We start from the raw sequence: 12907 nt of genomic DNA, 5'->3' as shown, positions 1-12907 counted from the left end.
CGGAAGGGTTAAACCTTCTTCTTGCGCACGTAAAGCACCAAGTTGTGATCCACCAACTCGTACCCATGCTTCTCGACAATCCCTTTCTGGAGCTTTTCGATTTCTTCTTCGAAGAATTCGATCACTTCACCAGATTCCACGTTGACCATGTGGTCATGGTGGCCGCCATCAGCCAGTTCGAATACAGCATGACCGCCGTCGAAATTGTGGCGAACCACCAATCCGGCTGATTCGAACTGAGTCAGCACACGGTAAACCGTTGCAAGACCAACATCCTCGTTGGCCTCCATAAGTGCCTTGTAAACGTCCTCGGCGCTCATGTGACGTTGCTCGGCGGAATCGAGCATCTGTAGAATTTTGACCCGTGGCAGGGTCACTTTAAGTCCGGCTTTGCGTAGTTCGCTATTTTCAACCATGGTCAGCTTTCTCGCGGATGCTGCTTCGCAGCTTCTCTTAATGCGGGTATGATCGGGGTTTTGTTTCCCCAGCCAAGATAGTGGAAGTCGCCCACCGATGCAAAACACCAAGCTCCTGCTAGCCAGTTTCACCTTCGTGGGACTGATCGCACTCGCCGGTTGTTCAATCCCCGGGGTTTACAAAATCGACATCCAGCAAGGCAATGTCGTCACGCAGGACATGATAGACCAGTTACGCCCGGGAATGACCCGCCGGCAAGTACGGTTTATTATGGGCAATCCTCTGCTGACTGATACTTTCCATACTGACCGTTGGGATTATCTGTATAGCCTGCAGCCTGGGGGCGGTGAGCGCCAACAGGAACGCATGACGCTTATTTTTAATGCCAATGACCAACTGGCCAGTCTTTCCGGTGATTTCAAGCCAGGCGTGAGCCGTGACGAAGCCATTCTCGGCCAGCACAGCGATACGACTGTAGAGCCAGGCAAAGGCGAAAAGCCTAAAGCCGACGAGCCGCCAAAACCCGGATCGCTGCTTGAACAGATCCAAAATGATGTGGATAAAGTTGAGTCCGTACCGGTTCCTACCCAGGTACCGTTGCAAACGTCACCCCAGTGACGTTGCCACACAGCGCTTAGCACCCATGAAAAAGCCCGACATGTCGGGCTTTTTCACGTCTGCCGATAGTCGGTGCGCCCAAACGATCTAAGGCTTATCGGCTTGGGCCTTGGCCAACGCTGCCTTGGCAGCACGCAACCGACGGATTTCTTTCGGATCAGCCAGCAGCGCTCGATAAATCTCGATTCGATCACCGGCTAGAAGTACGTGTGTGTCGGCATTATTCAATGCTTTGCCAAATATTCCTACCGGGCAATGCATCAAGTCCAGCTCGGGAAAGAAGTTACCAATGCCTGAGGCAAATAATCCAGAACGCACCGTAGTCCCGGTGGGCAGGTCAACGCTGAGCAGCATTTGCCGATCGATAGCAGCGTAGACCACTTCGACTTTGATTATCGCTTCAGCCATGTAGTTGTTTTGCCCGCTGACAAAAGGCATCAACCAGCGTATTGGCCGCCTGATTGAACAAAGGCCCCAGGGTTGCCCGGATGATCGGCCCCGCGTAATCAAAAGACAGGTCCAGGCTGATTTTGCAGGCTTTTTCGCCCAACTGCTTGAAGGTCCAGACGCCGTGTAATTGACTGAAAGGTCCTTCTTCCAGGTTCATCTCGATCGACTGCCCCGACACCAGCGTGTTGCGCGTCACAAAATGTTGGCTAAGCCCGCCTTTGGCGATTTCTACACGAGCGCGCATGTGTGCATCGCTGACGTCCAGTACCACGCCCGAAGAACACCACGGCAGAAATTCTGAGTAGTGAGCGACATCGTTTACCAAGTCATAAAGCGCCTGAGCCGGATAAGGCAGCAGGGCTGAACGTTGAATATGGGTAGTCATGTCAGCGTCACTTCCAAATAAATTGCGTCTGCATCATTCACGAAAATCTGGCCTTATGCCAATGTGCGATGCTCAAACCAATGAAGCAATTGATGAATATCGAAGGCGCATTGTCCGGGATTCAATCAACGTGCTCAAGCACGCAGGTTCACCATAGCCGACAGCGCACTGACTCCCTATAATGCGTCCCCTATGGCTAAGCTCAAGAAACACCCCACAGGGACCATCGCGCAAAATAAAAAGGCGCGTCACGATTACTTCATCGAACACAAGTTCGAAGCCGGTCTGGTCCTGGCTGGCTGGGAAGTAAAAAGTCTGCGTGCCAGCAAGGTGCAGTTGGTCGACAGTTATGTGCTGCTCAAGGATGGCGAGGCGTGGCTGATGGGTAGCCATATCTCGCCGTTGACGACTGCTAGCACACACGTCATCGCTGACCCGACACGTACCCGAAAACTATTGCTTAACCAACGCGAGCTCGAAAAGCTCAACGCGGCGGTCCAGCAAAAAGGCTATTCCTGCGTTGCCCTTTCCATTTACTGGAAAGCGCATTTGATCAAGTGCGAAATTGCGCTGGGCAAAGGCAAGAAGGAATACGACAAGCGCCATACCGAGCGTGAGCGCGACTCTGATCGCGAGCTGCAACGTGCGGTTCGGAGCAAAGGTAAGGAAGACTAGCTGCATAGAATTCTCGCCAACACATTGGCTCCTACAGACACCTGTATCTGTAGGAGCCAATGTGTTGGCGAAGCTTCAAAACCCACTCAAACCCCCTTTCGCCGCTCCGCCCTCGCCGCTCGCTGCACTTGTTGCCGCACCTCTTCCAACACTTCTTGAACGTACAACAGATGACGGCTGGAAACATCGCGCGCATCGTCGGCGCGACCCTCGATGATCGCTAGATACAACTCATGATGCTGGTTGATCAGCATGTCACGCGTCTCCGTGCGTTGTTTGTACATGCCACCGATGTTGGTCACGACATTGCGCTTGAGCAAATCAAACAAGCCACGAATCGTATGCAGCAGCACCGCGTTGTGGCTGGCCTCGGCGATAGCCAGGTGAAAATTAGCATCCGCTTCGCCTTCTTCGGCACGGCTCACCTCGCCGACCCGCGAATAACAACTTTGCAGTAACTCAAATGCCGCACTCAGGCGATCACGATCAAGATCAGTAGCGCGCTGAGCAGCGTAGTACGCACAGGACGCTTCGAGCGTTTGACGAAATTCAAGCAAATCGCGCTGAGCCTCTGGGTTGCTCTCCAGTAAGTGCAAGAGCGGATCGCTAAACGTAGACCCGAGATTCTCAACTACGTAATTACCGCCGCCTTGACGACTGATCAGTAGCCCCTTAGCAGTGAGCTTCTGGATTGCCTCACGCAAGGATGGCCGAGATACGCCAAACTGCTCAGCCAAGGTACGCTCAGCAGGCAAGCGCTCCCCGGACTTCAAGGTGCCTTCCAGAATCATCCCTTCAAGTTGTTCGACAATATCGTCAGACAAACGCCGCTGACGCACCTGATCAAACCCCATAACGCTCTCCAAACGCCCGGACATTTACCGGGTCGCCTATTCTCGCCGATAGCCACAGCGCTGACACCCCTCAGAAGCCACTGAAAACAGCCCATCAGGGCTTTATTTTCGGTAAATCGACGAAAGTATTAGAAGGGCAAATTGACACACCCGTAGTAACGCTTCTAACCTAGCGGCCAGACATTGTAAATTGGTATTACCAATTATCCAATGCCGACGTTCGAAGGAAACTCTCCACGGCGTCGCAAGACCTTTCGCCATAACGAAAGGCTTGACTGGTGAACTGCGCGACTTGTTTGTCAGCCTCGGTTCGACGGCAGCTATGCTCACGGCTGTCCCGGACCATTACGCGACGTACAAGCGACACAGGGCACCGGGCCTGACCAACAATAATTAGGGGCCTCCACCTATGCAAACCTGGCAACAGCTATACACCCCACTCGGCAGCCTTGGCCTTTCGGCCATCGCAGCAGTCATTCCCATCGTGTTTTTCTTCGCGGCACTGGCCGTATTTCGGCTTAAAGGGCACGTTGCGGGCACGATCACCATGCTGTTGTCAGTGCTGATTGCGATATTCGCTTTCCACATGCCAACCGACATGGCAATTGCTTCTGCCATTTATGGCTTTGGTTATGGCCTGTGGCCCATTGCCTGGATCATTGTTGCAGCCGTATTCCTCTACAAACTGACCGTCAAGAGCGGCCAGTTCGAAATCATCCGCAGTTCTGTACTGACCATCACCGATGACCAACGCCTACAAGTGTTGCTCATCGCGTTCTGCTTTGGTGCTTTCCTTGAAGGTGCGGCAGGGTTCGGCGCTCCGGTAGCGATTACCGCAGCACTGTTGGTCGGTCTTGGCTTCAACCCACTGTACGCTGCAGGCTTGTGCCTGATTGCCAACACCGCGCCTGTTGCGTTCGGTGCACTGGGTATCCCAATCATCGTTGCCGGGCAGGTTTCCGGGATCGACGCCTTTAAAATCGGCGCAATGGCCGGCCGTCAATTGCCTCTGCTGTCGCTGTTTGTACCGTTCTGGCTGATGTTCATCATGGATGGCAAGCGCGGCGTCAAAGAAACCTGGCCAGCAGCGTTGGTTGCCGGTGGTAGCTTCGCGGTATGCCAGTTCTTCACGTCGAACTTCATCGGTCCAGAACTGCCGGACATCGTGTCTGCACTGGCCAGCCTGATTTCCCTGACCTTGTTCCTGAAAGTGTGGCAGCCAAAACGCACTGCCGGCGCCACCATGGCCGGCGCAACATCGTCGGCAGTAGTAGTCGGCAGCCCAGGCGGCTTTGGTCTGCCACGCACCTCAATCGCGTCGGAATACAACGGCGGCCAGATCTTTAAGGCATGGTCCCCGTTCCTGATTCTGACCGTCGTCGTCACTATCTGGACGCTCAAACCGTTCAAGGCATTGTTCGCCGCAGGTGGTGCGCTGCAAGCCTGGACCATCGCTATTCCAGTCCCGCACCTTGATCAACTGGTCTACAAAGTCGCACCGGTCGTCGTCAACCCAACCGTGATGCCTGCGGTGTTCAAGTTCGACATGATTGCCGCCTCCGGCACTGCTATTTTGATCTCGGCGCTGCTGTCGATGATTGTGCTACGGATCAAGCCGCAAACGGGTCTGAGCACGTTCAAAGAAACATTGATGGAGTTGCGTTGGGCGATCATCTCCATTGGCATGGTGCTATCGTTTGCCTTCGTGATGAACTACTCGGGCATGTCCACCACCCTTGCGTTAGTACTGGCATCTACCGGCGCTGCGTTCCCGTTCTTCTCGCCGTTCCTCGGCTGGCTGGGCGTTTTCCTGACGGGTTCCGATACGTCTTCCAATGCCCTGTTCGGCTCACTGCAAGCCACAACGGCTCACCAATTAGGCGTCAGTGACGTGCTCATGGTGGCAGCGAACTCCTCGGGCGGCGTGACCGGCAAAATGATCTCGCCACAATCGATTGCAGTCGCTTGCGCGGCTACCGGTCTGGTTGGCCAAGAATCCGACCTGTTTAGGTTTACCCTCAAACACAGCCTGTTCTTTGCTGCCATCGTCGGTTGCATTACGTTGATCCAGGCTTACTGGCTCACCGGCATGTTGGTGATCTGAGTACCTGATTAATAGCAAGACGCACCACCCGTAACTGCACCCTGCAACGACCTGGCGCCGGACTAACCACCCGGCGCCAACCATTCATAACCCGGTCTGCAACGCGGCAGAAAGTTTCAGCGATTCATCTTTCAGTCGCTGCGCTGGACGGATAACCGGGCCCACCCGGAGAAACCGCCTGATGAGCGAGCTTTATTACAACGCCGTGCCGAATGCGACCCGTGTCGCACCGCCACGCGCCGCACCACGCCAATACCCTGACGTGAAACCTGAGCGGGTTTACCTGTTCGGTACCTGCGTGGTCGACCTGTTTTATCCAGAGGCTGGCATGGACGCGATACGTCTGCTCGAACGCGAAGGCATTCGGGTTGAATTCCCCCAAGGGCAAAGCTGCTGCGGACAACCGGCGTACACCTCCGGCTACACCGACCAGGCCCGTGATGTAGCGCGATCACAATTAGCGTTATTTACTGGCGACTATCCTGTCATCGTGCCGTCGGGCTCCTGTGCCGGCATGCTGCGCGAACACTATCCCGACTTGTTTAAGGATGAGCCTGAAACACTAAAGCAAGTCCATGCCCTGGCTGCTCGCACCTATGAGTTGGCCGAATTTCTGCTGTTCGTGTGCAAGGTTCAACTGCACGACAACGGCGCCCCGATCAAAGTCGCCCTGCACACCTCCTGTTCCGCACGCCGGGAAATGAACACCCACCTGCACGTCCGAACGCTGCTCTCACAGATGAGCAACGTGGAGCGGGTTGATCACGGCCATGAAAGCGAATGTTGTGGTTTCGGCGGTACGTTCAGCGTGCGCATGCCGGACATTTCAGGGGCGATGGTCGCTGATAAAACCCGCTCGCTGAAAGAATCCGGCGCAGCCCAAGTGGTGACGGCCGACTGCGGCTGCTTGATGAACATCAACGGTTCGCTGGAAAAACAGCAGGAATCACTGCGCGGACAGCACTTGGCCAGTTTTCTGTGGCAACGCACTGGAGGTGGGCAATGAACACCCATACGCGAATTCCTGTCGTCGAAGTCGAAGAAGACTTCCGCGCCCGGGCCCACAAAGCCTTGGGCGACCCACAGCTGCGTAAAAACTTCCGTACCGCCATGGACTCGCTGATGACCAAGCGTGCCGTGGCCTTCAGCGATGCCGACGAACGTGAGCGCCTGCGTGAGCTGGGTAATGCGGTCAAAGCCCGGGCGCTGTCCAAACTGCCCGACTTGCTGGAACTGCTTGAGACCAACCTGACCCGCAACGGCGTGACCGTGCACTGGGCAGAAACAGTAGACGAAGCGAACGCCATTGTTCTCTCGATCGTCCAGGCCCATGAAGCCAAACAGGTAATCAAGGGCAAGTCGATGGTCAGCGAAGAAATGGAGATGAACGATTTCCTTGAAGCGCGCGGCGTCGAGTGCCTGGAAGCCGACATGGGCGAATACATCGTCCAGCTCGACCACGAAAAACCGTCGCACATCATCATGCCGGCGATCCACAAAAACGCAGTTCAAGTAGGCAATCTGTTCCACGAAAAACTCGGCGTGGACTACACCAACGATGTCGATCAACTGATCCAGATTGGTCGTAGAGTCCTGCGCCAGAAATTCTTCGAAGCCGACATAGGCGTCTCCGGCGTCAACTTCGCCGTCGCTGAAACCGGCACGCTGTTACTGGTGGAAAATGAAGGCAACGGGCGGATGTGTACCACGGTGCCACCGGTGCATATCGCAGTCACCGGAATTGAAAAGGTTGTGGAAAACTTGCGCGATACGGTGCCACTGCTGTCGCTGCTAACCCGCTCGGCGCTGGGTATTCCAATCACCACTTACGTCAATATGATTTCCGGTCCGCGCAAAGCCCATGAGCTAGACGGCCCGCAAGAAGTGCATTTGGTGCTGCTGGATAACGGTCGCAGCCAGGCCTTCGCCGACAGCGAATTGCGCCAGACGCTGAACTGCATCCGCTGCGGCGCGTGCATGAACCATTGCCCGGTTTACACCCGCATCGGCGGCCACGCCTACAGCGAGGTTTACCCCGGCCCCATCGGCAAAATCATCACGCCGCACATGGTCGGCCTGAAGAAAGTCCCGGATCACCCAAGCGCTTCGTCGCTGTGTGGCGCGTGCGGCGAAGTCTGTCCGGTGAAAATCCCGATCCCGGCATTGTTGCGTCGCCTGCGGGAAGAAAACGTCAAATCCCCGGACGACCCGCACAAAGTCATGCGTGGCCAAGGCAGCAAATACTCGCGCAAAGAACGCTTCATCTGGAACGCCTGGTCCTGGCTCAACAGCTCGCCAGCTATTTACCGCGTGTTCGGCTTTTTCGCCACCCGCTTGCGCAACCTGACGCCCAACAACATCGGCCCGTGGACGCAAAATCACAGTGCACCGAAACCGGCTGCGCGCTCATTGCATGAACTGGCCCGCGAGCATTTGGCCCAACAGGGTGAGAACAAATAATGAGCGCCAGACAGAACATCCTTAACAAACTGCGTCACAGCCTGACCGGTGCGACGCCGATTGCCGATAATTTCGACGTAGATCTGGTTACCACCCCGTGGAGCTACGCCCCTGAATTGCGGCTCGCGCAACTTCGCAAGTTGATGGAAGCGGTACACACCGAAATCCACCTCAGTACCGAAAGCGCATGGCCGGAGTTGCTTGGAAAATTGGTCAGCGACCGGCAATTGCCTAGCCTGCTGATCGCCCCTGGCACGCCCCACGGGCGACGGGTCAGCGAGCATTGGTCGATCCACCCTGAACTGCCGCCGCTCAAGGCTTATGACCGGCCGATAGAAGAGTGGAAAACCGAGTTGTTCGATGACACCCCGGCCAGTTTCACGACTACTTTGGGCGCGATTGCCGCCACGGGCAGCCTGATTATCTGGCCTACCCGCGAAGAACCACGCTTGATGAGCTTGGTACCACCGGTGCATTTCGCCCTGCTCAAGGCCAGCGAGATTTACGAAAACTTTTATCAGGTCCAGCAACAGCAGCAATGGGCAACCGGTATGCCGACTAACGCACTGTTGGTGTCCGGCCCGTCGAAAACCGCTGATATCGAACAAATCCTGGCTTACGGCGCGCATGGTCCGAAAGACTTGGTTGTACTGATCCTGGAGGACGCATGAGTCTGCCCGCTGCATTTGTGCGCGAAGCCCAACGGCTGATCCCGCAGAACAGGCGCTTTGACGATCCCCTGTCGACCTTAGCCTTTGGCACCGACGCCAGCTTCTATCGGCTGATCCCAAAACTGGTGATCCGCGTCGAATCCGAAGACGAAGTGGTGTCGCTGCTCAAACTGGCCCAGATCGAACGCGTCGCGGTGACCTTCCGTGCGGCGGGCACCAGTTTATCGGGGCAGGCCATCAGCGACTCGGTACTGCTAGTGCTGGGAGACAACTGGAACGGTCGAGAAATACGCGGTGAAGGCACGCAGATTCGCCTGCAGCCGGGCGTTATCGGTTCCCAGGCTAATGCGTGGCTCGCGCCATTCGGACGCAAAATCGGCCCGGACCCGGCTTCGATAAACGCCTGCAAAATCGGCGGCATCGTGGCTAACAACTCCAGCGGCATGTGCTGTGGCACCGCGCAAAACAGCTACTACACCCTGGCGGGCATCCGTTTGGTATTGGCGGATGGCAGCCGAGTGGACACTGAGGACGCTGGCAGTGTCGCCGCGTTTCGCGACAGCCATGCAGACCTGCTGGAAAACCTCGCGCGATTGGGCCGCGAAACTCGGGCCAACCCTGAATTGGCTGCAAAAATCCGCCATAAATACCGTCTGAAAAACACCACCGGCTTGTCGCTTAATGCGCTGGTGGATTTTGACGAACCGCTGGATATTCTCAGCCACTTGCTGGTCGGTTCCGAAGGCACATTGGGATTTATCAGCGCGGTCACCTACGACACGGTCATCGATCATCCGTTTAAAGCATCCGCCCTGATTGTGTTTCCAGACGTCGAGACCTGCTGTAACGCGGTCACTGTTCTGAAAACCCAACCGGTTGCCGCCGTCGAACTGCTGGATCGCCGGAGCATGCGCTCGGTGCAGAACAAACCGGGCATGCCTGCGTTCGTTCGCGAGCTTTCGGAAAACGCCTGCGCCCTGCTGATAGAGTCCCGTGCCGCTTCGCAACCACTGCTGCACGAACAACTCGCCCAGATCATGGGCTCGCTGGCCGCGTTTGCGGTGGAGAAGCAGGTCGATTTCACCGAAGACCCGCTGGAAAACGCGCGGCTGTGGGCTATCCGCAAAGACACCTTCCCGGCCGTAGGCGCGGTGCGAAAAACCGGCACCACGGTGATCATCGAAGACGTGACCTTCCCGGTCGAGCAATTGGCGATGGGCGTGCGACGCTTGATCGCGCTGTTCGAGAAGCACCATTACGACGAAGCGATCCTGTTTGGCCATGCACTGGAAGGCAATTTGCACTTCGTCTTCACCCAAAGCTTTGAAAGCCCGGTGGAAGTCGCGCGCTATCAGGCCTTCATGGAAGACGTCACGCAGTTGGTGGCCGTTGAGTTCGGCGGCTCATTGAAAGCCGAGCACGGCACCGGGCGCAACATGGCGCCGTTTGTTGAGCTGGAATGGGGCAGCGATGCCTATCAACTGATGTGGCAACTCAAACGCCTGCTCGACCCTAACGGCATCCTTAACCCGGACGTCGTGTTGAGTAATGACCCGCAGATTCACTTGAAGCATTTGAAGCCGTTACCGGCTGCAGACGAAATCATCGACAAATGCATCGAGTGCGGTTTTTGTGAGCCGGTGTGTCCATCAAAAGGACTGACCCTCAGCCCACGGCAACGCATCGTTATCTGGCGTGATATTCAAGCGAAGAAACGCGCGGGCATCGACACCACGGAGCTGGAACGCGATTACCACTACCAAGGCATCGACACCTGCGCGGCCACCGGCCTGTGCGCGCAACGTTGCCCGGTGGGGATCAATACCGGCGAGCTGGTGAAGAAACTGCGCAGCCGTGACGCCACCCATGGCAAAACCGCCAATTGGCTGGCCGAGCATTTCAAAACCACGTTGCAAGGTGCGCGCTTTACCCTGCATGTGGCCAATGGCGCGAGGATGTTCCTGGGCGCCCCCCGCCTGGCGAAACTCTCTGCTGCGCTGACCAAAGCATCAGACGGCCGTGTGCCCTTGTGGACCGCCGCCATGCCGCAACCGGAACGGGCGATTCGCTTCAGTCCGCCGGTGACCGATCTGCGTCCTCGGGTTGTGTATTTGGCAGCCTGTGTCTCGCGGGTCATGGGCCCGGCGGCCAGTGATCGCGAACAGATGTCGCTGTCGGAAAAAACCCAAGGCTTGCTGGAAAAAGCCGGTTATCAGGTGGTGTTCCCGGACAATCAAGACAGCCTGTGTTGCGGCCAGCCGTTTGCGTCCAAGGGCTATAACGAGCAGGCCGAACACAAACGCCAGGAACTGCTTGCGGCATTGCTAACGGCCAGCCGTGGCGGGCTTGATCCTATCTACTGCGACACCAGCCCGTGTACCTTGCGACTGGTCCAAGACCTTAAAGATACGCGCCTGGACCTGTATGACCCGGTTAGGTTTATCCGCACCCACCTGCTGGACAAGCTGCATTTCACCCCGCAGCAAGAACCGATTGCCGTACACGTGACCTGTAGCACCCAGCATTTGGGCGAAAGCCAGGCGCTCATCGAATTGACGCGGTTGTGCAGCGTCAACGTGGTTATTCCCGAGGGCATTCACTGTTGCGGGTTTGCTGGCGACAAAGGCTTCACCACGCCAGAGCTGAATGCACACTCGTTGCGCACGCTCAAAGACGCCGTGCAATTCTGCAACGAAGGCATCTCAACCAGCCGCACCTGTGAAATCGGCCTATCGCAACACAGCGGCATCGATTACCACGGGCTGGTTTATCTGGTAGATCGAGTGACTCGACCTAAGTCGCTTTAATCGCCATGGAATACTGAAAAGCCCCCCCTTAGGGCGCCAAAACATCTATAGATGGCTTTTTCACATGAGATAGCAGAAATAATAGAACCCCTGTGAACCGCAACAGTCCATTTCTGTAGGCCCGTTACGAACGGGCTTATCACAGACCTCGGACGGGCCTCATCGACCGGTGATTCCGAGTCCACAGGCTTAGGAGATACACATGAAGCGTACCGTACTCACGGGGTTGTTCCTCACTGCCGCACTGTTGGCTTCGCCGGTATTTGCCGCTGAAGACCTGTGCGGAGCGAACCTGCAGACCATCAAGGACAGCTTGTCGTCGAGCACTAACCTGGGTAATGACGAGAAGATGAATCTTGAGGAAACTCAGAAGTCGGCCATGGCCGCCCACAAGGCGGGTGATGAGAAGAAATGTATAGAACTCACTACCAAAGCAATCGAACAAAACGACAAAACCGATACCGGTAATGGCGAAGGCGGCGGCTCGAAGTAATTTGAGCACACGCACACGGCCAGCCTTTGGCTGGCCTGTTTTTCAGCGCCGCACTAGACAGGAGGTCGACGGACTCCGTTCATTCGGGTAGACTCCTCCGCTTGACTGCTCACGCGGTTGCTATCGGGGCCGATTAGGATTCGACGCTGGTCGCGAAACTTTAGGTGCATGCCGAGTTGGTAACAGAACTCGTAAATCCACTGTTGCAACTTTTATAGTTGCCAATGACGAAAACTACGGCCAGGAATTCGCACTCGCCGCTTAATTGCGACGACTAGAGCCTGAGCTTCTGGTTACTTCGGTACCAGCAATCACTAGAGGATGCCTGTAAACTCGAAGTGATTGTCATGCAGAACAGGATCGCCGTGCAGTACGTTGTGGACGAAGCGGCTAAAACTTACACAACTCACCCAATGCACCCTGCCAATCGGGCCGCTGAGGGTTAAATTAATAGATATGGCTACGCATGTAGTACCGACAGCGGAGTACTGGCGGACGGGGGTTCAAATCCCCCCGGCTCCACCATTTGATCAACTAAAGACGTCCACGGACGTCTTTTTTTGTGCCTGAAATCCAGCAAAATCAAGGGTTTAAGCGCTACTGGGCGCTGGAGAGGTTTTTTGAGTTCCAGCCGTTTGGGTATTCCAAATGGTATTCCAAGCCATCCGGTGCTATTTTTTGGAATACCAAAACGGTGTCAGAGGTAGCTCTCATGCCTGCTCCAGACCTTCGCCTTTCCGACCGCCAGCTCAAGGCAGTCAAGGCAAAAGACAAGGATTACGTCCTCAGCGATGGTGACGGCCTTCAGCTCCGAGTCAGGAGCAATGGGTCGATGCTTGAAGTGCCTGTTTCCAATGGCAAAAAGCCCTCTCTCAATCAGAAAACGCCCTTTTACTCGTTCAAAGCGGGCGTGGTGGTCGGGGAGGCTTACGCGTCTTTCTTCGTGAAGCGCAGCTTTGGGTCGAAACTGCCA

At 55.9% G+C, this 12907-nt stretch carries 12 protein-coding genes, 1 other RNA gene and 1 pseudogene; 10 read left to right on the top strand and 4 right to left on the bottom strand.

What is annotated here, in order from left to right:
• Positions 1-8: 8 nt before the first annotated feature.
• On the bottom strand, positions 9-416 hold the full coding sequence (gene fur / locus RGW60_RS22840; RefSeq protein WP_322206746.1) for a ferric iron uptake transcriptional regulator: 408 nt from the start codon (positions 414-416) through the stop codon (positions 9-11).
• A gap of 97 nt (positions 417-513) precedes the next feature.
• Here fur and RGW60_RS22835 point away from each other — a divergent pair, with 97 nt between their 5' ends.
• Positions 514-1035 carry an outer membrane protein assembly factor BamE gene (locus RGW60_RS22835; RefSeq protein WP_322206745.1) on the top strand — a complete coding sequence of 174 codons (522 nt, stop codon included), beginning with the start codon at positions 514-516 and terminating at the stop codon, positions 1033-1035.
• A gap of 87 nt (positions 1036-1122) precedes the next feature.
• Here RGW60_RS22835 and RGW60_RS22830 read toward each other — a convergent pair whose 3' ends face one another.
• Both RGW60_RS22830 and RGW60_RS22825 read right to left on the bottom strand, forming a co-directional pair.
• Positions 1123-1443 (bottom strand): RnfH family protein, encoded by a 321-nt coding sequence (locus tag RGW60_RS22830; RefSeq protein WP_322206744.1) that lies wholly within the window; start codon positions 1441-1443, stop codon positions 1123-1125.
• Positions 1436-1870, bottom strand: a complete 435-nt coding sequence (locus RGW60_RS22825; protein WP_322206743.1) for a type II toxin-antitoxin system RatA family toxin — start codon at positions 1868-1870, stop codon at positions 1436-1438. Before RGW60_RS22825 ends, RGW60_RS22830 begins: the two co-directional genes overlap by 8 nt.
• A gap of 192 nt (positions 1871-2062) precedes the next feature.
• Between RGW60_RS22825 and smpB the strand changes: the two genes are divergently transcribed.
• Complete coding sequence (gene smpB, locus RGW60_RS22820; protein ID WP_322206742.1) at positions 2063-2545, top strand: SsrA-binding protein SmpB; 483 nt, start codon at positions 2063-2065, stop codon at positions 2543-2545.
• Between the two features lie 86 nt (positions 2546-2631).
• Here the strand turns inward: smpB and RGW60_RS22815 are convergent, their stop codons facing one another.
• Positions 2632-3399 carry an FCD domain-containing protein gene (locus tag RGW60_RS22815; protein ID WP_322207002.1) on the bottom strand — a complete coding sequence of 256 codons (768 nt, stop codon included), beginning with the start codon at positions 3397-3399 and terminating at the stop codon, positions 2632-2634.
• 409 nt (positions 3400-3808) lie between these two features.
• Between RGW60_RS22815 and RGW60_RS22810 the strand changes: the two genes are divergently transcribed.
• From RGW60_RS22810 to RGW60_RS22775, 8 genes and pseudogenes are all read left to right on the top strand, one after another.
• On the top strand, positions 3809-5503 hold the full coding sequence (locus RGW60_RS22810) for a lactate permease LctP family transporter (protein ID WP_322167607.1): 1695 nt from the start codon (positions 3809-3811) through the stop codon (positions 5501-5503).
• Positions 5504-5684: 181 nt separating this feature from the next.
• The gene (locus RGW60_RS22805) at positions 5685-6509 is read left to right on the top strand and encodes a (Fe-S)-binding protein (protein WP_322206741.1); all 825 of its coding nucleotides are present in this window, start codon (positions 5685-5687) and stop codon (positions 6507-6509) included.
• Complete coding sequence (locus tag RGW60_RS22800) at positions 6506-7963, top strand: LutB/LldF family L-lactate oxidation iron-sulfur protein (RefSeq protein WP_322206740.1); 1458 nt, start codon at positions 6506-6508, stop codon at positions 7961-7963. The genes RGW60_RS22805 and RGW60_RS22800 overlap by 4 nt, the downstream gene beginning before the upstream one ends.
• Entirely contained in the window at positions 7963-8634 is a 672-nt protein-coding gene (locus RGW60_RS22795) for a lactate utilization protein (protein ID WP_322206739.1), read from the top strand. Before RGW60_RS22800 ends, RGW60_RS22795 begins: the two co-directional genes overlap by 1 nt.
• Positions 8631-11441, top strand: a complete 2811-nt coding sequence (locus RGW60_RS22790) for an FAD-binding and (Fe-S)-binding domain-containing protein (protein ID WP_322206738.1) — start codon at positions 8631-8633, stop codon at positions 11439-11441. The genes RGW60_RS22795 and RGW60_RS22790 overlap by 4 nt, the downstream gene beginning before the upstream one ends.
• 202 nt (positions 11442-11643) lie before the next feature.
• On the top strand, positions 11644-11934 hold the full coding sequence (locus tag RGW60_RS22785) for a hypothetical protein (RefSeq protein WP_322206737.1): 291 nt from the start codon (positions 11644-11646) through the stop codon (positions 11932-11934).
• Positions 11935-12059: 125 nt separating this feature from the next.
• Positions 12060-12459, top strand: a transfer-messenger RNA (tmRNA) gene (gene ssrA / locus RGW60_RS22780).
• A gap of 187 nt (positions 12460-12646) precedes the next feature.
• Positions 12647-12772, top strand: a pseudogene (locus RGW60_RS22775) (integrase); the annotation flags it as partial.
• Positions 12773-12907 lie beyond the last annotated feature (135 nt).

Source organism: Pseudomonas sp. AB6 (genome assembly GCF_034314105.1).
Lineage (GTDB): Bacteria > Pseudomonadota > Gammaproteobacteria > Pseudomonadales > Pseudomonadaceae > Aquipseudomonas.
Note: the sequence above shows the minus strand (reverse complement) of the source record. Positions and strands in the feature narration are given on the sequence as shown.